The organism is Sphingobium sp. LF-16 (assembly GCF_003711185.1).
In the GTDB taxonomy this organism is placed as follows: domain Bacteria; phylum Pseudomonadota; class Alphaproteobacteria; order Sphingomonadales; family Sphingomonadaceae; genus Sphingobium; species Sphingobium yanoikuyae_A.
On sequence record NZ_CP029335.1, the window covers coordinates 88,531 to 107,963 of the forward strand.

General features: G+C 64.3%; 22 protein-coding genes. 11 read left to right on the forward strand and 11 right to left on the reverse strand.

What is annotated here, in order from left to right:
* Positions 1-4: 4 nt before the first annotated feature.
* The 3 genes from DIZ22_RS00465 to rplJ form a co-directional block, all read right to left on the reverse strand.
* Positions 5-1,426 carry a carboxylesterase family protein gene (locus tag DIZ22_RS00465; protein ID WP_048938406.1) on the reverse strand — a complete coding sequence of 474 codons (1,422 nt, stop codon included), beginning with the start codon at positions 1,424-1,426 and terminating at the stop codon, positions 5-7.
* A 169-nt stretch (positions 1,427-1,595) separates the two neighbouring features.
* Positions 1,596-1,970: a 50S ribosomal protein L7/L12 gene (gene rplL / locus DIZ22_RS00470; protein ID WP_004210471.1), complete on the reverse strand. Its 375-nt coding sequence runs from the start codon at positions 1,968-1,970 to the stop codon at positions 1,596-1,598.
* 72 nt (positions 1,971-2,042) lie between these two features.
* Positions 2,043-2,558: a 50S ribosomal protein L10 gene (gene rplJ, locus DIZ22_RS00475; RefSeq protein WP_048938369.1), complete on the reverse strand. Its 516-nt coding sequence runs from the start codon at positions 2,556-2,558 to the stop codon at positions 2,043-2,045.
* Between the two features lie 371 nt (positions 2,559-2,929).
* On the opposite strand from rplJ, the gene DIZ22_RS00480 reads away from it, so the two are divergent.
* On the forward strand, positions 2,930-3,319 hold the full coding sequence (locus DIZ22_RS00480) for a hypothetical protein (protein WP_048938368.1): 390 nt from the start codon (positions 2,930-2,932) through the stop codon (positions 3,317-3,319).
* Positions 3,320-3,386: 67 nt separating this feature from the next.
* Here DIZ22_RS00480 and DIZ22_RS00485 read toward each other — a convergent pair whose 3' ends face one another.
* Complete coding sequence (locus tag DIZ22_RS00485; RefSeq protein WP_004210474.1) at positions 3,387-5,492, reverse strand: bifunctional (p)ppGpp synthetase/guanosine-3',5'-bis(diphosphate) 3'-pyrophosphohydrolase; 2,106 nt, start codon at positions 5,490-5,492, stop codon at positions 3,387-3,389.
* Positions 5,493-5,613: 121 nt separating this feature from the next.
* Between DIZ22_RS00485 and DIZ22_RS00490 the strand changes: the two genes are divergently transcribed.
* The 3 genes from DIZ22_RS00490 to DIZ22_RS00500 are packed head-to-tail and all read left to right on the forward strand — an operon-like array spanning position 5,614 to position 8,058.
* On the forward strand, positions 5,614-6,096 hold the full coding sequence (locus DIZ22_RS00490) for a helix-turn-helix domain-containing protein (protein WP_010336740.1): 483 nt from the start codon (positions 5,614-5,616) through the stop codon (positions 6,094-6,096).
* A 55-nt stretch (positions 6,097-6,151) separates the two neighbouring features.
* The gene (locus tag DIZ22_RS00495) at positions 6,152-7,258 is read left to right on the forward strand and encodes a histidine kinase (RefSeq protein ID WP_010336741.1); all 1,107 of its coding nucleotides are present in this window, start codon (positions 6,152-6,154) and stop codon (positions 7,256-7,258) included.
* Positions 7,255-8,058 carry a LytTR family DNA-binding domain-containing protein gene (locus DIZ22_RS00500; protein WP_004210477.1) on the forward strand — a complete coding sequence of 268 codons (804 nt, stop codon included), beginning with the start codon at positions 7,255-7,257 and terminating at the stop codon, positions 8,056-8,058. Before DIZ22_RS00495 ends, DIZ22_RS00500 begins: the two co-directional genes overlap by 4 nt.
* A gap of 216 nt (positions 8,059-8,274) precedes the next feature.
* Here DIZ22_RS00500 and DIZ22_RS00505 read toward each other — a convergent pair whose 3' ends face one another.
* Complete coding sequence (locus DIZ22_RS00505) at positions 8,275-9,006, reverse strand: SDR family oxidoreductase (RefSeq protein WP_048938405.1); 732 nt, start codon at positions 9,004-9,006, stop codon at positions 8,275-8,277.
* 189 nt (positions 9,007-9,195) lie between these two features.
* Here DIZ22_RS00505 and DIZ22_RS00510 point away from each other — a divergent pair, with 189 nt between their 5' ends.
* Positions 9,196-10,089, forward strand: a complete 894-nt coding sequence (locus tag DIZ22_RS00510; RefSeq protein ID WP_048938367.1) for an AraC family transcriptional regulator — start codon at positions 9,196-9,198, stop codon at positions 10,087-10,089.
* Positions 10,090-10,107: 18 nt separating this feature from the next.
* On the opposite strand, the gene DIZ22_RS00515 is transcribed toward DIZ22_RS00510, so the two are convergent.
* Positions 10,108-10,524 carry a GtrA family protein gene (locus DIZ22_RS00515; protein ID WP_048938366.1) on the reverse strand — a complete coding sequence of 139 codons (417 nt, stop codon included), beginning with the start codon at positions 10,522-10,524 and terminating at the stop codon, positions 10,108-10,110.
* 44 nt (positions 10,525-10,568) lie between these two features.
* Between DIZ22_RS00515 and DIZ22_RS00520 the strand changes: the two genes are divergently transcribed.
* The gene (locus DIZ22_RS00520) at positions 10,569-12,482 is read left to right on the forward strand and encodes a hypothetical protein (protein ID WP_048938365.1); all 1,914 of its coding nucleotides are present in this window, start codon (positions 10,569-10,571) and stop codon (positions 12,480-12,482) included.
* On the opposite strand, the gene DIZ22_RS00525 is transcribed toward DIZ22_RS00520, so the two are convergent.
* Positions 12,444-12,902 (reverse strand): nucleoside deaminase, encoded by a 459-nt coding sequence (locus DIZ22_RS00525; RefSeq protein ID WP_048938364.1) that lies wholly within the window; start codon positions 12,900-12,902, stop codon positions 12,444-12,446. The two genes, DIZ22_RS00520 and DIZ22_RS00525, sit on opposite strands and share 39 nt — an antisense overlap.
* Positions 12,903-13,076: 174 nt before the next feature.
* Positions 13,077-13,298: a hypothetical protein gene (locus DIZ22_RS00530; protein WP_048938363.1), complete on the reverse strand. Its 222-nt coding sequence runs from the start codon at positions 13,296-13,298 to the stop codon at positions 13,077-13,079.
* A 153-nt stretch (positions 13,299-13,451) separates the two neighbouring features.
* Here DIZ22_RS00530 and rpmB point away from each other — a divergent pair, with 153 nt between their 5' ends.
* Entirely contained in the window at positions 13,452-13,745 is a 294-nt protein-coding gene (rpmB, locus tag DIZ22_RS00535; protein ID WP_004210484.1) for a 50S ribosomal protein L28, read from the forward strand.
* A gap of 189 nt (positions 13,746-13,934) precedes the next feature.
* Here rpmB and DIZ22_RS00540 read toward each other — a convergent pair whose 3' ends face one another.
* The gene (locus tag DIZ22_RS00540; RefSeq protein WP_048938362.1) at positions 13,935-14,918 is read right to left on the reverse strand and encodes an esterase-like activity of phytase family protein; all 984 of its coding nucleotides are present in this window, start codon (positions 14,916-14,918) and stop codon (positions 13,935-13,937) included.
* Positions 14,919-15,101: 183 nt separating this feature from the next.
* Here DIZ22_RS00540 and DIZ22_RS00545 point away from each other — a divergent pair, with 183 nt between their 5' ends.
* Positions 15,102-15,545: a glycine zipper 2TM domain-containing protein gene (locus DIZ22_RS00545; RefSeq protein WP_010336747.1), complete on the forward strand. Its 444-nt coding sequence runs from the start codon at positions 15,102-15,104 to the stop codon at positions 15,543-15,545.
* A 58-nt stretch (positions 15,546-15,603) separates the two neighbouring features.
* On the opposite strand, the gene DIZ22_RS00550 is transcribed toward DIZ22_RS00545, so the two are convergent.
* Positions 15,604-15,837 carry a hypothetical protein gene (locus DIZ22_RS00550; RefSeq protein WP_122927854.1) on the reverse strand — a complete coding sequence of 78 codons (234 nt, stop codon included), beginning with the start codon at positions 15,835-15,837 and terminating at the stop codon, positions 15,604-15,606.
* An 84-nt stretch (positions 15,838-15,921) separates the two neighbouring features.
* Positions 15,922-16,140 (reverse strand): hypothetical protein, encoded by a 219-nt coding sequence (locus DIZ22_RS00555; protein WP_004210488.1) that lies wholly within the window; start codon positions 16,138-16,140, stop codon positions 15,922-15,924.
* 213 nt (positions 16,141-16,353) lie between these two features.
* Between DIZ22_RS00555 and DIZ22_RS00560 the strand changes: the two genes are divergently transcribed.
* The 3 genes from DIZ22_RS00560 (at position 16,354) to DIZ22_RS00570 (ending at position 19,387) form a co-directional block, all read left to right on the forward strand.
* On the forward strand, positions 16,354-17,325 hold the full coding sequence (locus DIZ22_RS00560; RefSeq protein WP_048938360.1) for a metalloregulator ArsR/SmtB family transcription factor: 972 nt from the start codon (positions 16,354-16,356) through the stop codon (positions 17,323-17,325).
* On the forward strand, positions 17,322-18,242 hold the full coding sequence (gene metF, locus DIZ22_RS00565; protein ID WP_037516237.1) for a methylenetetrahydrofolate reductase: 921 nt from the start codon (positions 17,322-17,324) through the stop codon (positions 18,240-18,242). Before DIZ22_RS00560 ends, metF begins: the two co-directional genes overlap by 4 nt.
* Before the next feature lie 98 nt (positions 18,243-18,340).
* Positions 18,341-19,387, forward strand: coding sequence for a homocysteine S-methyltransferase family protein (locus DIZ22_RS00570; RefSeq protein WP_048938359.1), 1,047 nt, complete (start codon positions 18,341-18,343; stop codon positions 19,385-19,387).
* Positions 19,388-19,433: the final 46 nt, after the last annotated feature.

The window sequence follows — 19,433 nt, forward strand, 5'->3', positions numbered from 1 at the left end:
CCTGTCAGGGCGTGACCGGCGGTAGCGGATCCTTCTGCGCTGCGGCCTTGCCGTCGGGGTTGAACAACATGATCCGATCCTCGCTCGCGTCATAGCGCGGCCAGGCGGCAAGGCCGGTGCCGTTCGGATCGCCGCTGCGCGCGAAATTGACGATATAGGCGCTGATGGTGCGACCCATTGAATTGTCGCGTGGCGTGGTCGCGGCGCCATATTTGATCGCCTGGGTATCGAAGAAATAGGGGATGTCGGTGGCATGGCCCGCACCGGGCTTGCCCACCGAAGTGGCGACATAGTCGAAGCGATAGGCGTAGACCGGCAGCTTCGCCGCCGCGAGCGTGGCGGCGACGGTGCGGGCACCGCCGACCATGAAGCCCGTGGGGCCACCAATGTCGGCGCCGGTCGCGCCGACCATCACCGGTACATGGGCGAAATTGCCGGCAGCATAGGCGGCGGCGGGATTGACCGCGATCCTGCCGTCGGGGAAGGGCGGGCTGTAGGGGCCAAGCTGGCCCTTGAACATGCCCTCCAGGTTGAGGCCGTCAATCACCTGGTCGGCGGGGAGGGCGCGCAGCGCCTTGAGCGCGGCGGCGTCGCTGCCCTTGATCCCCCTGGTCGCGGCAAAGGCTTCGCCGATCGTCGCGGCGCTGCCATCCTTTGGCCCCATCATCTGGCCATCGCCGCCCGACATGATGACCGCGCGCTGGAACAGGCCCTGTGACAAAGGCGAGGTCAGCAGGGCATGGACCGACATACCGCCCGCGCTTTCGCCGATGATGGTGATGTTGGCGGGATCGCCGCCGAAACGGGCGATGTTGCGCTTCACCCATTGCAGCGCCGCGACCTGGTCCATCAGGCCGTAATTGCCGGCGAGGCCCTTGTCCTCGTTCGCGGCGGCAAGGGCGGGGTGGGCGAAGGTGCCGAAGCGGCCGAGCCGATAGTTGAAGCTGACCACCATCAGCCCCTGCTTCGCCAGCGCCGCGCCCGCATAGGTCGGCGGGGAGGAGCCACCATTCACGAAGCCGCCGCCATAGATCCAGAACAGGACCGGCAGCTTGGCGGTGGCGCCGGCGGGCTTCCAGACATTGGCGTAGAGGCAATCCTCCGCCGGCGGGGTGCCGAGCGGGGCCGCATCGCTGGGGAATGGCAGCTGCATGCAGTCGTTGCGATAGGCGGTGGCTTCGCGCACGCCCTGCCAGCGGGCCACGGGCTGGGGCATGCGCCAGCGCAGGTCGCCGACCGGCGGCGCAGCGAAGGGAATGCCCTTCCAGCTTTCCACCCCGGCGTCGAGCGCGCCATGGACGATTCCCGCTTCGGTCTGGGCCATCTGCGGCTGGGGCGTGGGGGAACGGGCGGCGAGCGGGGCTGTGCCAAGGGCGCTGGTGCCGAGCAACAGGGCGCCCAGCCCGATGATAGTGGTCCGCCGCATCGCCTGCATCCTCCATTCCATTCTGTGGGCGGGAATAGAGGCAAATATGGCGCGGAAATCAATCAGCTTGATCGGACAAAGAAAAAGGGGCGGCACCCGAAGGCACCACCCCAAATTTCTCCGGTTGCAACCGGAAAGCCGGGCCTTGCCGAAGCAACGCCGCAACAGCTTACTTCAGCTCGACGGTCGCGCCGGCTTCTTCCAGCTGCTTCTTCAGCTTTTCGGCTTCGTCCTTGCTGGCGCCTTCCTTGACAGCCTTCGGGGCGCCTTCGACCAGAGCCTTGGCTTCGGTCAGGCCCAGGCCGGTGATGGCGCGGACTTCCTTGATGACGTTGATCTTCTTGCCACCGTCGCCGGTCAGGATCACGTCGAATTCGGTCTGCTCTTCAGCAGCCGGAGCGGCGCCGCCAGCAGCCGGAGCGGCCACAGCGACAGCAGCGGCGGCCGAAACGCCCCACTTTTCTTCCAGAGCCTTCGACAGCTCAGCGGCTTCGAGGACGGTGAGGGCCGAGAGCTGATCGACCAGAGCGTTGATGTCTGCCATTTTTCAATTCCTTCCAAGGGGCGATTGCCCCGAACAAATGAGGTTCAAAAGTTAATGAGGATGAGGGGCGGCTCAGGCCGCTTCCTTCTCCGCATAGGCGTTGAAGACGCGCGCAAGCTGCGCAGCCGGTGCCTGGGTGACGGTTGCGAGCTTGGTAGCCGGGGCGACCAGAAGGCCGACCAGCTTCGCACGCAGTTCATCCAGCGACGGCATCGATGCCAGGGCCTTGACGCCCTCCGCATCGAGCAGCACTTCGCCCATCGCGCCGCCAACGATCTCAAGCTTGTCGTTGGTCTTCGCGAAATCGACTGCAACCTTGGCGGCTGCAACCGGATCGACCGAGGAGGCGAGGCCGACGGGGCCGGCCAGCAGGTCGCTGATGCCGGTATAGTCGGTGCCTTCGAGGGCGATCTTGACGAGGCGGTTCTTCGTAACCTTGTAGGACGCACCGGCGTCGCGCATCTTCTGGCGCAGGACGGTCGACTGGGCGACGGTCATGCCGAGGTTGCGGGTCACGACGACCACACCAACTTCTGCCAGCTGAGCGTTCAGCGCGGAGACGATCTCAGATTTCTGATTACGATCCATGCCATTCTCCACTTCATGTTCGCGTCGCTTGCGCTACGCGAACGGCTAAAACCCATGGCAAGCCATGGGGCAGTTAAGTCCGAAGGGGAGAGATCGACTGGCCCATATCCTCGAAAGGGAAATCAGGCAGACCCGAATCGGGCGCATGGCCCGTCCGGTAAAGAACTTTTCCCCGTCTAGGCTGGAGATTAAGAAGGGCAAATTCCCTTCACCAACTGTCTCGGACGGAAGACCAATGGCATGAGCCACGGGTCTGCTGGGGCGCCCTTACAGATTTTGAGCCATGCTGTCACGCGGAATCTGGCGAGGAACGGTTGCGATCGCGCAACGGCATTGTGTCCTCGTAGGGCGGGCGATAGCATGATGATGCTATGCATATTTGGGTGAATGTGGCGCTTAGCGCATTCTGCTGCACGATGTTGGGCAGCGCTGGCTATGCCGAGCCCGAGGATTTGACAGATATGCCGCCGGATGAGCGGGCATCGCTTGTCGCTATAATTGCCTGGCATGATTGCATGGCACCGGTCGTTCGCAAGGTGAAGAATTGGCGTCCGCTCGATGATCGTGAGGTCAATGCGCTGGGATATGCCTGCCCCACTGAATTGCGTGCCGCGGCAGAGCGGCTGTCCGAACGCAATTGGTCGGCGGAGCAAGTTCCGGCCAGCTATTTTGCCATGAGCCGCGAGCAGCGGATTTTGTCGCATGAGCGGGAATTGGCCGAGAGCTTTTGGTGTGAATTTCGCCAATGCTACATATTGTAGCGTATCGATCCCGGCATAATGCGGCGGTTGGCGGTGGAGGACGCCGTCCCCCACCGCTGCTTCTGTCCTAGACCCGGTCCGCCTGCACCACCGTGTCGAGGGCGCGCAGCGCCGAGACGATGCGGCTCAGATGCTGGGCGTCGGCCACTTCCAGGTCGATGATGTCGGTGTGGAAGGGGCCTTCGCGATTGACCAGTTGCAGGTTGAGGATGTTCGCCTTGGTCGCGCCGAACACATTGGCGACCGCGGCGAGGGCGCCGGGCTGGTTCTTGACGATGACCTGCAGCCGGGCGGTGCCGCCCTTGGACTTGCTGTCCCAGCTCAGGTCGACCCAGTCATCGTCCTGGCCCGCCTCCAGCGTGCGGCAGTCGATGGTGTGGACCTCGATCGGCTCGCCGGTGCGGCGGATGCCGACGATGCGGTCGCCCGGCACCGGGTGGCAGCATTCGCTCAGCTTGTAGGCGATGCCCGGCGTCAGGCCGCGGATCGAGACCGGGGCATGCTGGCGCGGATGGGCTTCTTCCAGTTCCTGGCCGCTGGTGGAGCCGGGGATCAGCGCCTCCATCACTTCGGAATCGAGCAACCGATGCGTGGCGATCGCCACCATCAGCGAAGCACGATCCTCCAGTTTCAGCCGCTTGAGCGCGGCATTGAGCGCCTTGTCGCCCAGCTCGCTCGCCAGTTCGGGCGAGAAGCGACCGATGATCTCCTCATAGAGTTTTTCGCCCAGCGCCACTTCCTCGCCGCGCTGCTTCTGGCGGATGAAGCGGCGGATGGCGGCGCGCGCCTTGCCGGTGATGGCGAAGCTGAGCCAGCCGGGCTGGGGTTCCTGGCCGGCGGATTTCAGGATTTCGACCTGATCGCCATTTTCAAGGGAGGTGCGCAGCGGCACCACCCGGCCATTCACCTTCGCCCCGACCGTCTGGTTGCCGAGCGATGTGTGGACGGCATAGGCGAAGTCGACCGGGGTCGATCCCTTGGGCAACTGGTGCAGCTCGCCCTTGGGCGAGAAGGCGAAGATGCGATCCTGATACATCGCCATGCGGGTATGTTCGAGCAGCTCGTCGGCATCCTGGCTCTGTTCCAGGATTTCGACCAGGTCGCGCAGCCAGGCCGCATTCTGGTCGGTGGCGTCGCCCTTCTGCTTGTAGGCCCAGTGCGCCGCAAGGCCGAGTTCGGCGTCATTATGCATGTCGCGGCTGCGGATCTGCACCTCGATACGGGCATTTTCCTGATGGATGACCGTGGTGTGCAGCGAGCGATAGCCGTTGCGCTTGGGGGTGGAGATATAATCCTTGAACCGGCCCGGCACCATCTTGAAGGTCTGGTGGATGACGCCGAGCGCGCGATAGCAATCCTCGGTCGTTTCCGTGATGACACGGAAGGCCATGACGTCGGTCAGCTGTTCAAAGCTGATGTGCCGTTCCTGCATCTTCTTCCAGATGGAATAGGGATGTTTTTCGCGGCCCGACACGGTGACGGACAGATTATGGCCGCCCAACAGCAATTGCAGCTCCGCGCCGATCCGGTCGACCTTGTCATGGCCGCCTTCCTTCAGTTGCTCCAGCCGCTTGGTGATGCTGTCATAGGCTTCGGGTTCCAGCACGCGGAACGAGAGAAGCTGCATCTCGCGCATGAAGTCATACATGCCGATCCGCTCCGCCAGCGGGGCATAGATGTCCATCGTCTCCTTGGCGATGCGGCGGCGCTTCTGCTCATTCTTGATGAAGTGCAGCGTGCGCATATTGTGCAGCCGGTCGGCCAGCTTCACCAGCAGCACGCGGATATCGTCCGACATGGCGAGCAGGAACTTGCGCAAATTCTCGGCCGCCCGCTCATTTTCGGACATGGCCTCGATCTTGGAAAGCTTGGTCACGCCGTCGACCATGCGGGCGACATCCTTGCCGAACGCCTCCTCGATCTCGTCATAGGTGACCAGCGTATCCTCGATCGTGTCGTGCAGCAGCGCTGTCACGATCGTCTGGTCGTCCAGATAGAAGTCGGTCAGGATACCCGCGACCTCGATCGGATGGCTGAAATAGGGGTCGCCGCTGGCACGCTTCTGGCTGCCATGCTTCTGGACGGAGAAGACATAAGCGCGGTTGATCATCGCTTCATCCGCATCCGGATCGTAGCGCTTTACCCGTTCGACAAGTTCATATTGACGTAGCATCGTTTCCCGATTGTGTGGGAAGCGCCTTGCAGCGCAACAAAAAAATCCCGATCTGTGTGATTTGGGTTGCCTTTGTGCAACTTTTGCAACGGTCGCCGCTTTGCGCTATTAGATCGACATCATGAAACATAATCTTGCCCAGGACCTGGAACAATGCGCCCTTCCCGCCGCGCTGGAGGCGATGGGTGAGCGCTGGTCCTTCCTGATCCTGCGGGGCGCCCTGTCGGGCATTCGCCATTTCGAGGAGTTCCAGTCGACGCTGGGCATCGCCCGCAATATCCTGGCCAACCGCCTCGCGCGGCTCGTCGAAAATGGCATCATGCTGCGCCAGCCGATGCAGTGCGACCGGCGCAAGGTCGAATATCGGCTGACCGAAAAGGGCCAGGAACTGGCCCCCGCGATGATCGCACTGCGCCAGTGGGGCGAGAAATGGGGCAGCGCTCCGCCCTTCTGCCAGGTGCTGGCGGACAAGCGCGATGGCCTGCCGATCCGCGCGATCGCGATCCAGGCGCATGACGGCCGCACGCTGGACCTGAGCGATCTGGTCTGGCTGTGCCGCGACGAAGTGACCCCGATGGCGCAAGAGCCGGCTGCGGCGGCCTGATACCGGACGACGGGGCGGCTTCACCATGGCGCTGAAATCGCCTAGGCTGTCGGTAATGTCAGTCCATCCCCTGCAGCCCAAACCCTTTTTCGCGGACAAGAATCGCGCTTTCTGGAACCTCCAGTCGCTTGGCTGGGCCGGGGCCTTCCTACTGCGCGGGTCGTCCACCATCGCCAATGGTCAGCCGCTGTCCAGCCTGATCCCGGTGCTGATCTCCACCGTCACCGGCTATTCGGCGACCTTGCTGATCGCGGTCGCTTTCCGTTTTCTGCAGAAACAGCGGCCGATCCTGACCTGGGGCGCGTCGATCGTTACCGTGGTCGCCGCCGCCGCGATGGTCGCCTTCATCGATGCCTGGGTCTTTTCGACCCAGAACAAGGGCAGCGAAACCGCCGGGTTGCAGCTGTTCCTGGGCGCCTTCTATCTGTCGATGACGCTGCTGGGCGCCTGGTCGGCGCTCTATTATGCGATCAACTTCTACCTGACGGTGGAGGAACAGGCGGACCAGCTGCTGCATCTGGAGAATCAGGCGTCGAGCGCGCAACTCGCCATGCTGCGCTATCAGCTCAATCCGCATTTCCTGTTCAACACGCTCAATTCCATCTCGACCCTGGTGCTGCTCAAGGAAACCACGCGCGCCAATGCGATGCTGTCGCGGCTGTCCTCCTTCCTGCGCTATACGCTGATCAACGAGCCGACCGCGCATGTGACGATCGAGCAGGAGATCGAGACGCTGAAACTCTATCTGGAGATCGAGAAGATGCGCTTCGAGGACCGGCTGCGTCCGTCCTTCGACGTCCATCCTTCGGTCGCCCACGCACGCCTGCCGTCGCTGCTGCTGCAGCCGCTGGTGGAAAATGCGATCAAATATGCGGTCACGCCCAAGGAGGAAGGGGCGGAAATCTCGGTCTCGGCGCAACCCGCCGGTGAAAATGTCCGGATCGTCGTGTCGGACAGCGGGCCGGGATTGAACGATGGCGCAATGAAGCCACACATTCCGGTCAGCGAGGGGACGGGCGTCGGCCTGCCGAACATCCGGGACCGGTTAATTCAGGCCTTCGGGGAACGACAGCGGTTCGAAACGCGTTCCACGCAAAGCGGATTTTCGGTCATCATCGAAATTCCGCTTAACATGGATGAAACATCGAAAGTGGCCGCATGACCATCAGAACAATCCTCGTCGACGACGAAAGCCTGGCTATCCAAGGCCTTAAGCTCCGTCTGCAAGCGCATGAGGATGTCGAAATCATCGAGACCTGCACCAATGGCCGCGAAGCCATCCGTGCCATCAAGACGCATAAACCCGACCTTGTGTTCCTCGATATCCAGATGCCCGGCTTCGACGGCTTCTCCGTCGTCCAGGGGATGATGGAGGTCGAACCACCGTTGTTCATCTTCGTCACCGCCTATAGCGACCATGCGATCCGCGCCTTCGAGGCACAGGCGGTCGATTATCTGATGAAGCCGGTGGATGAAGGCCGCCTGGCCGATGCGCTCGACCGGGTGCGCCTGCGCCTGTCCGAGAAGAAGCAGGTGCAGGAAGCGGAAAAGCTGCGCGAGGTGCTGGCCGAAGTGGCGCCCGACGCGATGCACGACTTTGCCAATGGCGACGAGGATGCGCCGGCGTCGAACCGCTTCGAAAAGCTCATCAACATCAAGGATCGCGGGCAGATTTTCCGCGTCGACGTGGATTCGATCGAGCGGATCGACGCGGCGGGCGACTATATGTGCATCTATACCGCCGACAATTCGCTGATCCTGCGCGAGACGATGAAGGATCTGGAAAAGCGGCTCGACCCGCGCAATTTCCAGCGCGTCCATCGCTCGACCATCGTCAACCTGAGCCAGGTGCGTCAGGTGAAGCCCCATACCAACGGCGAATGCTTCCTGGTGCTGGAATCCGGCGCCCAGGTGAAGGTCAGCCGTTCCTACCGCGACGTCGTCGCGCGTTTCGTCCACTGACGAAACGGCGCCGGCCGCCCGTGCAGGGGCGGCCGGCCGTTTGGTGCGCGATGGCCTGAACCGATCCCGGAGTCTGTTTGGAAAAATCGCGAAAGAGCGATTTTTCGGTACGGTACCAGCCCGCTCCCCCGCCCAACCACCCGACAGGATGACACTGGATCGGGTGGTTAGGCGGGGGAGCGGGCTGGTACAGCCATTTCTCAAATGGTCTCTTCCTCAGTCCATCGTCCGCACCGGACGGACGATCAATTCATTCACATCGACATCGTCGGGCTGCTCCACCGCATAGGCGATGGCGCGGGCGATCGCGTCCGGCGTCAGGGCGATGGCGCGGAAATCCTCCATTGCGGCGGCGGCGCCCGCTTCGGTGATGGTGCTGGCCAGTTCGGATTCGACTACGCCGGGCGACACGATGGTGACGCGGATGTCATCGTGCTCCATCCGCAGCCCGTCGGAAATGGCGCGCACCGCATATTTGGTCGCCGAATAGACGCCGCAGGTCGGCCAGACGCGATAGCCGCCGATCGACGCGATATTGACGAAATGGCCGCTGCCCTGGGCCTTGAAGCGGGGCAGGGCGGCGGCGATGCCGTGCAGCACTCCGCGGATGTTGACGTCGATCATCCGGTCCCATTCCTCGACCTTCAAGCTGTCGAAGCGCGACAGCGGCATCAGCCCGGCATTGCTGACCAGCACGTCGATGCGGCCAAATTCGGCTTCGGTTGCGGCAATGAACGCTTCGACATCGGCGCGGTCGGTGACGTCGAGCGCGCGGAAAGCGACCTGGCCGCCGGCAGCATTGAGTTCGTCGGCAAGCGCGGCCAGCCGGTCGGTGCGGCGGGCACCCAGCATCAGCTTCGCCCCGCGCGCCGCCAGCAGCCGCGCCGTGCCCTCGCCAATGCCGCTGCTGGCGCCGGTGATCGCGATGACCTTGTTCTCGATAGCCATGATTGAAGCTCCATCCTTGGGGCGGATCGACATCCGATCCGATGGAGCAGGAATGCGCCCGTCCGGCCGTGGAGCGGTAGAATGGTCCTGCGCCATGATTGTACGATATTCCGAATTAATGATCGGAAGTGGCTATTGGCGGGCTTATGGGCTATTCAGATTGCCTGAAATTCCTGGAAGGGGGTGCGCATGAGCCATGAGCATCTGGGCGAGCAGATCGCCCGCCATATGGACGCGGACGGCATAGTCGACACGCTGATCCCGCGGCTGACGCTGGTGCGCTGGTCGCAGCCGGGCGAGCCGGTGCATATGCTCCAGCGCCCGGCTCTCTGCATCATCGCGCAGGGCGCCAAGCAGGTGATGATGGGCGACGCGGTCATAGCCTATGGCCCGGCCAGCTATCTGGTCGCCACGCTCGACCTGCCGATCACCGGCACGGTGACGCAGGCGGATGCGGACAGCCCCTATCTCTGCTTCTGCCTCTATCTCGACCCGGCGATGCTGTCCGACATGGCGCTGGCCCTGCCGGCGGCTGCGGCGGTGGAGGAGGGGCGGGCGCTCTCGCTCCATCCGATCACGCCCGAACTGCTGGACGCGGCGAGCCGGCTCACCGGCCTGCTCGGCCAGCCGGACAGCGCCGCGCTGCTGGCGCCATTGGTCGAACGGGAATTGCTGCTGCGGTTGATGATGGGGCCGAGCGGCGGGCTGCTGCGCGCGATTGCGAATGGTGACAGCCGCACCGGCCAAATCGCGCGCGCGATCCGCTGGCTCAAGGCCCATTATCGCGAACCGTTCAGCGGCCCGGTGCTGGCCGATCTTGCCGGCATGAGCCTGTCGAGCTTCCACGATCATTTTCGCCGGGCGACGGCGATGACGCCGCTGCAATATCAAAAGCAGCTGCGGCTCCAGCAGGCGCGGCAGATGATGCTGGCACAGCGGATCGACGCGGCCGAGGCTGGCTATCAGGTCGGCTATGACAGCCCGTCCCAGTTCAGTCGCGAATATCGCCGCCTGTTCGGCGCGCCACCGCAGCGCGACGTCGGCCGCTTGCGCGCCATGCCGAACCGGGCGCTGGCGATCTGAGATCGGGGGGTATTTCCCTTAGCGGAACACCCATTGCCGGTTGAGGCCGAACACCACGGCGGGGGTGAGGAAGATCATCGCCGGGATCGGCGACCATTCGGGCCAGCGCATATGGGTGACGCACAGATAGACCCACAGGGCGTTGAGCGCATAGCTGATCAGCGAGACCGCGACGAAGCGGAAACCGCGCGCGGCATGGCCCGACTGGCTGCCATGGCCGCGAAAGGTGAAGGCATTGTGCAGCACATAGCCGATGGCCACCGCGCAGAGATAACCGATGCCGTTGGCGACCTGTGGATGGAGGCCCACCGGCGCCGCCAGCGTCCAGTAGATCGCCGCCTGGCAGGCGGTGATGAACAGGCCGCTGATGCCATAGCGCAATATCTGCCAGAACAGGGCCTGATGGGCCGGCGACAGTCGGTCGATGATTTTCATGGAGCCCCGTTGCGCTTTGGTGTGGAGCGTCTAATCCACCGGCCATGAATTTGCAAAGCTGGCCTGCTTTCCGCGCCCGCGCGTCCCATTGGTTCGCGATCCTCACCGCCTATGCCGATCGCCACTGGAAGTGGCTGACCTTCCTGATCTGGATCGCGATCCTGGTCGGCATGCTGGTCGACCGCTGGCCCGCCATCCACTGGCTGACGCTCAGCGACACCGACGACAATATCCGCTTCGTCCAGGTCAAGGACTGGCTTGCCGGGCAAGGCTGGTATGATCTGCGCCAATATCGGCTCGATCCGCCGGGCGGTGCCAATATCCACTGGTCGCGGCTGGTCGACATCCCGCTCGCCGGGCTGATGCTGTTCTTCCGCGCCTTTGTCGAACAGGATCTGGCCGACCGACTTGCCTGCGCGATCGCGCCGTTGCTGCCGCTGTTCCTGCTGATGCTGAGCCTGGGGTCGATCGCACGCCGGCTGGCGGGCGACGCGGTCGGTGCGCGCTGGGCCTGGCTGTTCGCGGTGCTGGCGCCGCTCGCCGCGCAGATGGGCCTGGGCATGTTCGCGCCGATGCGGATCGACCATCATGGCTGGCAGCTGGCACTGGCGCTGACGATGATGGCGGGGCTTATCGATCGCAACTGGTTGCGCGGCGGCGTGGTGGCCGGCGTGTCGAGCGCCCTGTCGGTGGCGATCGGCATGGAGATGATCGTCTATCTCGCCGCCGGCGGCGCGCTGGTGGCGCTGCGCTGGGTGTTCCGCGATGGCGCCGGGCGGCGGATGCTGCCCTATGGCCTCAGCCTCGCGGGGGCGACCTCGCTCTGCTACGTCCTCTTCGCCAGCTACGACAATCGCCACATGGTGTGCGACGCCATCTCGCCCATCTGGGTCGCGGTGTTCGGCGCGGCCGGTGCGGGCATGGTGCTGCTCGGCCGCCTGCCGCTGCGGCTCTGGTGGCAGCGGCTGATCGCCGGCATGATCGTCGGCGGGGCGGTGGGTCTGTTCTTCTTCCTGAACTGGCCGCAATGCCTGACCCCCTATCAGATCTCGCCTGAGCTGCAGCAGCTCTGGCTCGCCAATATCCGCGAGGCAAAGCCCATCACCGCGCAGGCGCAGAGCCTGGTCGTGCCGCTGATGGCGCTGCCGGCGGTGGGCCTTCTTGGCCTGCTCTGGGCGCTATGGGAACTGCGGCGCGACAGCGACCGGCTCTGGGCCTTCGCGACGATCGGCCTGATGATGCTTTTCTCGACCGCTCTGCTCTTCTGGCAGCTGCGCGCCGGGCCGGCGGCGCAGTTGCTGGCGATCCCGCCTGCCGCCTGGGCCGGATGGCGGCTGGTGACGGCGATCTTCACCGGATCGCGCCGGGTGCGCATCCTGGCGGGGATCGGCGCGCTGCTGGTCGGCGCCATTGCCTTTGCCTATCCGCTCTATCCGCAGGTGATCGCGCTGTGGCAGCAGGCGACCGGCACCAAGCCCAAGCCCTGGCGCCCGTCCGCCGTCGCCCGCACCGACGCGATCAAGAAGGCCAATGGCCGCTGTCGCACCCTGCCGGCGCTGGAAGTGCTGGACCAGCTGCCGCCGGCGACCATCTTCACCATGGTCGACCTGGGGCCGCGCATCATCGCCACGACGCATCATAGCGCGGTGGCCGGCCCCTATCATCGCAATGGCGCGACGATCCTTGACATGCATCATGCCTATGATGGGCCGGCCGACGCCTTCCGCCCGATCGCGGCGAAGCATCATGCGACCTATTTGCTGGTCTGTCCCAATTTCCCCGAAGGGACCATCTATCAGTCGCGCAGCCCGCGCGGCTTCTACGCGGACCTGATGCGCGGCACGATTCCCGCCTGGTTGCAGCCGGTGACGCTCAAGACGGCGATGACGCTGCCCTACACGCTGTACAAGATTGATTATTCAGCGCCGGGCGGCAAAAAAGTCGCGCAGCAGCGCTGATCCCTCCGCCTCGGCCAGCCCGCCATAGATTTCGGGGCGGTGCAGGCATTGCGGCTGGGCAAAGAGGCGCGGTCCCTGTTCGACCGCGCCACCCTTGGGGTCGGACACCGCATAATAGAGCCGGGCGACGCGCGCGTGGGAAATCGCGCCCGCGCACATCGGGCACGGCTCCAGCGTCACCCACAGGTCGCAGCCGGTCAGGCGGAAATCGCCGATCCGGGTGGCTGCGGCGCGAATCGCGACCATTTCGGCATGGGCAGTGGGGTCATTGTCGCGGCGGTTACGATTCTCGCCCTCGCCGATGATGACGCCATCGCGCGTGACCACGGCGCCGATCGGAACTTCGCCCGCTGCCTCTGCCGCGCGGGCCAGCGCAAAGGCGCGGCGCATGGGTTCGGGCAAGGGAAAGGGCGAGGTCATGACCCCGCCTTAGTCGGAGAGGGAGAGCCGCACCAGCCTTCAGCGGAAGGCGCGGGACTCGGCTGCACCCCCACCCGGCCTCCCATTCCAGGATAGGCTGTTGGGCGGCCGGGTGGGGGTGCGGGCTGGTGCCGTCCATGCGCCGGGAGGCGCATCAAAAACCCGCGAATCGACTCAGGGCTTCTTCACGTCGACGGTCGGAACCTCGACCGTTTCGTTGCGGCTGCCCACTTCGACCTTGGCGACGCTCGCCTCATATTTGGGCAGGGCGCCCTGTTTTACCTGCACTTCGGGCAGGCGACCTTCCTGAGTCTTCTGCAGGTCGATGAATCCGGTTGCTATCCCGGCGCCGATGACGATAAGCGCGATCAGCAGCAATCCGCCGATGAAACGCATGGCACTCTCCTCTATTGAACGGGGGGATGAACGCGGGGCCCGGTGAAATGGTTGCGATAGTGCCACGAACCGAGCGGAAGGTTGACGGCGAGCGGGAATCCCGCTATCGGCGCCGCTTTCCGAACGAACCCGAATTTCAAAGGTTGATTGACTATGTCGCGCATTTGCGAGCTGACCGGTAAGGGTCGCCAGGTGGGTCACAATGTTTCCCACGCCAACAACAAGACCAAGCGCGTGTTCCTGCCGAACCTGCAGAACGTGTCGCTGATCTCCGAAACGCTGGAAACCACCGTCAAGCTGCGCGTGTCGACCCATGGTCTGCGCTCGGTCGAGCATAATGGCGGCCTCGACAACTGGCTGGTCAAGACCAGCGACGACAAGCTGTCGCTGAAGGCCCGTCGCCTGAAGCGCGACATCGTTAAGAAGCAGGCTGCCGCAGCCGCCTGATTCGCTTCGATTCGTTTCGGCATAAGAAGCGGCCTGGCAACAGGCCGCTTTTTTGCGTTTTCTGATATTCCCTGCTGAGCAGGGAATGCGCCGCACCAGCCCGCACCCCCACCCGGCCTCCCAACAGCATATCCTGGAATGGGAGGCCGGGTGGGGGGGGGGCGGGCTGGTGTTGCGCCGCGACCCTGATCAATCCAATCGGAATTTCAGCAGCAAGGTGCGCTGGAAGAATTCGTGATTGTCGTCGGAGGCGATCCACAGGATCGTCCGGCCCTGTTCCCGGCTGAGCGCCAGTCCTTCGAAATTGTCGGCCAGCAGCGGTGGCGCCAGCCGCGCCAGCGTCCGGGCGCGCAGTTCCGTGTTCTGTGCGGGATTCTCAGGCAGCTCGATCATCGCGATCGTCGCGGTGAACAGTTCCTGCAGGGTCAGGCGCCGGTTCAGCACCAGCAGATGGCGATCGTCCAGCGCGACCATGTCGGTCGGACGATAGCCCTGCGGCGCGACATAATGGAGATGGATCGGATCGGCCGTGTCATGTTCGGCCGGATCGCCCGACCAGAGCAATGTGTCATGATGGCCGTCGGCGGTCATGCCCATCTCGCCGATCGCGATGAAGCGGCCATCGGGCAAGCGGGTGAAGGATTCGATCGATCCGGTCTTGGGCCAGGCGACGATTTCGGGCCAGGTCCGGCACGCCTCCACCCGCGCGAAGCCGGGCGAATAGCGGCAGATCGCCTGGAGCAGCTCGAACCCGACCCAATAACGATCGCTGGCCGGATCATGGGTCATGGATTCCGAATCCCAGGACCACCAGGGCCGCTCCCTATCCTGCGCCCGCACCGGCAGCGGCGCGATGAAGGGCCGGCGGCTGGGGCGGCCGGGGCCGACATGGAAGCCCATCAGCACGCCGGCATCGCTCAGCGCCAATATCTGGCCCGGCCCGTCGACCAGCAGCGAGGATATGCTGCCAAAGCCCGGATTGTCGCTGCCAAGCTGCCAGCCGCCCAGATAGGTGAGTGTGCCGACCCGGCGGCGATCGGGATCGCTGCTGTCGAGCGGCACGGCGCGCGCCGTCACCAGCAAGGTGCCCGGTCGCACGGCGGCGGGCTTGGTGGACGGCGGAGCAGGCAGCAGCAGGATCGCAAGAGCGAGAACGATCAGGATTCGACGCATCGCGCTCTGCCATAGGGGAAATGTCGGCGGGACGCAGCAGGGGAGTGGCGAAGCGTTGGCAGCTGAACGGTGGCTGTCACCGCCATTCAGGCTCCACTCAACGCGAATCAGTCATAAGGGCATCAATCCTGGTGATCGGCTCGTCCGGTTCACCGCGGAAATGGCAATCTGAGGAGCAACGCCATGAAGATGAAGTATCTGATCAATCTGGGTGCTGCGCTCGCCATGGGCGCTGCCTCCCTCGCCGTCACCGCGACGCCCGCCATGGCGCGCGATGGCTGGGGCCGCGGCTATGAACGCGGCGACTATTACCGGGGTGATCGCGGCTATCGCGGTGACCGTGGCTATCGCGGTTATCGGGGCGACTATTATCGCGGCGACCGTGGCTATCGCGGCGGTTATCGCGGCAATTATTACCGCAATGATTATCGCGGTTATCGTGGCGGCTATCGCTGCCGGGACAATGGCACGGGCGGCACCATCATCGGTGCGATCGCCGGTGGCCTGCTCGGTAACGAGGTTGGTCGGGGCAGCGGCCGCTATGGCCGGGGCGACGGCACCACGGGCGCCATCATCGGCGCGGGCGTCGGTGCGCTGGCTGGCCGCGCGATCGATCGCAACTGCTGAGCGTCACCCCATCTGGTGACTTTGAAGGGCCGTCCCCGTTAAGGGGGCGGCCTTTTTGCTATCGGGCGGCGTTGCCCCCGGCCTGTCGCCGGTCGGCGCGGGCAGCCACGAAGGCAGCGGGGTTGAGCCCGGCCTCCTGCGGTGATGCTGCACCGGCGCGCGCATCCAACTGCGCCGCGGCGGCATTGAGCGCGCTGGCTTCGGCCGTGCTGACGCCACCGACGCCATCATCCTGGCCGGAATTGCAGGCGCCCAGCGCCAGCAGGAGCAGCAGGGCAGGTCGCTTGGTCACTCGCCGATCCTTTCGCGCATAAGAAAAGGGCCGCTCCCGTTTCCGGTGCGGCCCTTTCCCAAGAAACTCTTCCCGAAAGGGAAATTACATCGCGTTGGCGACGTTGTTGGTCGCGTTCGAAGCGGCGTTCGCAGCGTTGTCGGCAGCGTTCATCGCGGCGTTCATGGCGTTGTCGGCAGCGTTCGAAGCGTTCTCAGCAGCGTTGGCGGCGTTGTTGGCAGCGTTTTCGGCGGTGTGGCCACCGCAAGCAGCCAGACCCAGCGAAGCGGCGAGAACGAGCGAAAGAGCAATCGACTTGGACATGGGCAAACCCCTCTCAGAGAAAAAAAAGATGCAGACCACTCTCGGAGAAAAGCTCACCCCCCATTGCGCCTGCGCGCTGATTCGTAATGCTTTGGGCGAAGCAAGGCAATCCCATTCCTGAGCGGGAGGGCCTGATAAGGCGCGGTTTTTGTCGGAAGTGCCCGCAATGGACGGCCATTGACGCATATAAAGATTTCTTTATATGATTGCTTCATGAGTGGCGCCCTCGACATTTTCCGGTCTCTTGGAGACCCGACGCGGCTGCGCATCGTCCACCTGCTGCGGGCGATGGAACTGGCCGTGGGCGAAGTGGCGCAGGTGGTCGACCAGAGCCAGCCGCGCGTGTCGCGCCATATCCGCATCCTGGTGGAATCCGGCCTGGTCGAACGGCGCAAGGAGGGCAATTGGGTCTTCCTGCGGCTGGGCCAGAAGGCGTCGGTCCAACCCTTCATCACCCTGTTCGACCAGTTGCAGCCGTCGGCCGCCGAAGCCGCATGGCAGAGCGCGGATCTCGCGCGCCTTGCCGCCGTGCGGGCCGAGCGTGCGCGCGCCGCCGAAGCCTATTTCGCCGAACATGCCGAGGAATGGGATGCGATCCGTTCGCTTCATGTCGCCGAGGCGGATGTGGAAGCGGCGATGCGCGCGATGCTGGACGGGCAGGCGATCGGCCATCTGCTCGACATTGGCACCGGCACCGGGCGGATGATCGAATTGTTCGGCCCTGCCGCCGCTCAGGTGACGGCGCTTGATCGCAGCCCCGATATGTTGCGGCTGGCCCGCGCCAAGCTGCCCGAGGATGCCGGCGACAAATATGCGCTGCTGCTCGGCGATTTTAGCGCGCTGCCGATCGACCCCGCCAGCGTCGACACGGTGCTGCTGCATCAGGTGCTGCATTATGCCCAGGCGCCCGAGCAGGTGATCGCGCAGGCGGCGCAGGTGCTGCGCCCCGGCGGCCGGGTGCTGATCGTCGATTTCGCCGCCCATGAACGCGAGGAGCTGCGCACCCGCGACCAGCATGCGCGGCTGGGCTTTTCCGACATGCAGATCGAAGGCTGGTTCGCGCAGGCGGGCCTGGAGCTGGAGCGGGTGGACATGCTGCCCGGCCAGGAACTGACGGTACAATTGTGGCTCGGGCGCCAGCGCGGCGCCGACATCCTGCCCATCGAAGAACGGATTTCCGCATGACCCAGACTGACCGCGCCCGCCATGATGCCGAAGGGCCGCTCTATGCGGATCTGGCCGGCGACCTCAATGTGAGCTTCGAATTCTTCCCGCCCAAGACGGAGAAGATGGAGGAGCAGCTCTGGTCGGCGATCGAGACGCTGACGCCGCTGGCGCCAAAGTTCGTGTCGGTGACCTATGGCGCGGGCGGCTCCACCCGCGAGCGTACCCATAATACGGTCGCGCGCATCGCCAAGGAAACGCCGCTGGCCGCCGCCGCGCATCTGACCTGCGTCGCCGCCAGCAAGGCCGAGATCGACGAAGTGGCCGACGCCTATTGGGAAGCGGGCGTGCGCCATATCGTCGCGCTGCGCGGCGATCCGCCGGAGGCCGGCACCGCCTTCCAGCCGCACCCCGATGGGTACAAGGGCGCGGCCGAACTGGTCGAGGGGCTGCGCAAGCGCCATGATTTCGAGATTTCGGTCGCTGCCTATCCCGAAACCCATCCCGATGCGCTGAGCGCGCAGAGCGACATCGACAATTTGAAGCGCAAGATCGATGCCGGCGCGACCCGCGCGATCACCCAATTCTTCTTCGAGGCGGACACCTTCTTCCGCTTCCGAGACACGGTCGCCGCCGCCGGCATCGATGCGGACGTCATTCCCGGCATCATGCCGGTCAGCAATTTCGCCGCGGTCCAGCGCATGTCGGCGATGTGCAACACCGATGTCCCCGCCTGGATGGGCCGCCTGTTCGACGGGCTGGACCAGCATCCCGCCGCGCGCCAGCTCGTCTCCGCCACGCTGGCGGCGGAACTGTGCCGCAATCTCTATATGGGCGGCGTGCGCGACTTTCATTTCTATACGCTCAACCGGGCGGAACTAAGCTATGCGATCTGCCACCTGCTGGGCCTGCGCCCGCAGGTGACGGTGGACGCCTGATTTGAAACCATCCCCTCCGTTCGGTTCGAGCTTGTCGAGAACCGGTTGCGCGAGGGTTCTCGACAAGCTCGAACCGAACGGGACGAGGGGATATGACGATGAACGCTGAACAGAAATTGCGCGCCCTGGCGGCGGAAAAGATCCTGATCTTCGACGGTGGCTATGGCACGTCGATCCAGAAGCACGGCCTGACCGAAGCCGATTATCGTGGGTCTCTGGACCTGGCCAAGGACCAGAAGGGCAATAATGACCTGCTCTGCCTGACCCGGCCGGACATCGTTGAGGGCATTCATACCGCCTATCTCGACAATGGCGCCGACATGATCGAGACCAACACCTTCTCCTCCACCAAGATCGCGATGGCCGATTATGGCTGCGAACATCTGGTGTGGGACATCAATGTTGCCGCCGCCAAGATCGCCCGTGCTGCCTGCGAGAAGGCGACGGCCAAGGACGGCAAGCCCCGCTTCGTCTGCGGCTCGATCGGCCCGACCAACAAGACGCTCAGCATCTCGCCCGACGTCAACGATCCCGCCTATCGCGAGGTCGATTATGATACGCTCAAGGCCGATTATCGCGAACAGTGCGACGCGCTGATCGCCGGCGGCGTCGACTTCCTGCTGATCGAAACCTGCTTCGATACACTCAACGCCAAGGCCGCCGGCATGGCCGCGCGCGAGGCGGAGGAAGCGGCAGGTCGCTCGGTGCCGGTGATGCTGAGCTTCACCATCACCGACATGTCGGGCCGGAATCTCTCGGGGCACACGATCAACGCCTTCTGGTATTCGCTGCGGCACCTGAAGCCGCTGACCATCGGCGTGAACTGCGCCTTCGGTGCGGACCTGCTGCGGCCCTATCTGGCCGAATTGTCGAAGAATGCCGACACGCTGATCCTGGCCTATCCCAATGCCGGCCTGCCCAATGAACTGGGCCAATATGACGAGCTGCCGGAAACCACCGCGAAGCTGATCCGTCAGTGGGTGGACGAAGGGCTGGTCAACATGGTCGGCGGCTGCTGTGGCACCACGCCCGCCCATATCGGCGCGGTGGCGAAGGCGCTGGACGGCCACAAGCCGCGCCAGGTGCCCGAACTGCAGGTCGTGACGCGCCTCGCGGGTCTCGAACCGATGCATATCGCGGCGTAAAACCACCCTCCGTTCGGTTCGAGCTTGTCGAGAACCGGGCGCGCAA

Bases quoted from the DNA above. Each gene is read 5' to 3' on its own strand.
- DIZ22_RS00465 (WP_048938406.1), bottom strand. From the start codon at position 1,426: ATGCGGCGGACCACTATCATCGGGCTGGGCGCCCTGTTGCTCGGCACC.
- rplL (WP_004210471.1), bottom strand. From the start codon at position 1,970: ATGGCAGACATCAACGCTCTGGTCGATCAGCTCTCGGCCCTCACCGTC.
- rplJ (WP_048938369.1), bottom strand. From the start codon at position 2,558: ATGGATCGTAATCAGAAATCTGAGATCGTCTCCGCGCTGAACGCTCAG.
- DIZ22_RS00480 (WP_048938368.1), top strand. From the start codon at position 2,930: ATGCATATTTGGGTGAATGTGGCGCTTAGCGCATTCTGCTGCACGATG.
- DIZ22_RS00485 (WP_004210474.1), bottom strand. From the start codon at position 5,492: ATGCTACGTCAATATGAACTTGTCGAACGGGTAAAGCGCTACGATCCG.
- DIZ22_RS00490 (WP_010336740.1), top strand. From the start codon at position 5,614: ATGAAACATAATCTTGCCCAGGACCTGGAACAATGCGCCCTTCCCGCC.
- DIZ22_RS00495 (WP_010336741.1), top strand. From the start codon at position 6,152: ATGTCAGTCCATCCCCTGCAGCCCAAACCCTTTTTCGCGGACAAGAAT.
- DIZ22_RS00500 (WP_004210477.1), top strand. From the start codon at position 7,255: ATGACCATCAGAACAATCCTCGTCGACGACGAAAGCCTGGCTATCCAA.
- DIZ22_RS00505 (WP_048938405.1), bottom strand. From the start codon at position 9,006: ATGGCTATCGAGAACAAGGTCATCGCGATCACCGGCGCCAGCAGCGGC.
- DIZ22_RS00510 (WP_048938367.1), top strand. From the start codon at position 9,196: ATGAGCCATGAGCATCTGGGCGAGCAGATCGCCCGCCATATGGACGCG.
- DIZ22_RS00515 (WP_048938366.1), bottom strand. From the start codon at position 10,524: ATGAAAATCATCGACCGACTGTCGCCGGCCCATCAGGCCCTGTTCTGG.
- DIZ22_RS00520 (WP_048938365.1), top strand. From the start codon at position 10,569: ATGAATTTGCAAAGCTGGCCTGCTTTCCGCGCCCGCGCGTCCCATTGG.
- DIZ22_RS00525 (WP_048938364.1), bottom strand. From the start codon at position 12,902: ATGACCTCGCCCTTTCCCTTGCCCGAACCCATGCGCCGCGCCTTTGCG.
- DIZ22_RS00530 (WP_048938363.1), bottom strand. From the start codon at position 13,298: ATGCGTTTCATCGGCGGATTGCTGCTGATCGCGCTTATCGTCATCGGC.
- rpmB (WP_004210484.1), top strand. From the start codon at position 13,452: ATGTCGCGCATTTGCGAGCTGACCGGTAAGGGTCGCCAGGTGGGTCAC.
- DIZ22_RS00540 (WP_048938362.1), bottom strand. From the start codon at position 14,918: ATGCGTCGAATCCTGATCGTTCTCGCTCTTGCGATCCTGCTGCTGCCT.
- DIZ22_RS00545 (WP_010336747.1), top strand. From the start codon at position 15,102: ATGAAGATGAAGTATCTGATCAATCTGGGTGCTGCGCTCGCCATGGGC.
- DIZ22_RS00555 (WP_004210488.1), bottom strand. From the start codon at position 16,140: ATGTCCAAGTCGATTGCTCTTTCGCTCGTTCTCGCCGCTTCGCTGGGT.
- DIZ22_RS00560 (WP_048938360.1), top strand. From the start codon at position 16,354: ATGAGTGGCGCCCTCGACATTTTCCGGTCTCTTGGAGACCCGACGCGG.
- metF (WP_037516237.1), top strand. From the start codon at position 17,322: ATGACCCAGACTGACCGCGCCCGCCATGATGCCGAAGGGCCGCTCTAT.
- DIZ22_RS00570 (WP_048938359.1), top strand. From the start codon at position 18,341: ATGAACGCTGAACAGAAATTGCGCGCCCTGGCGGCGGAAAAGATCCTG.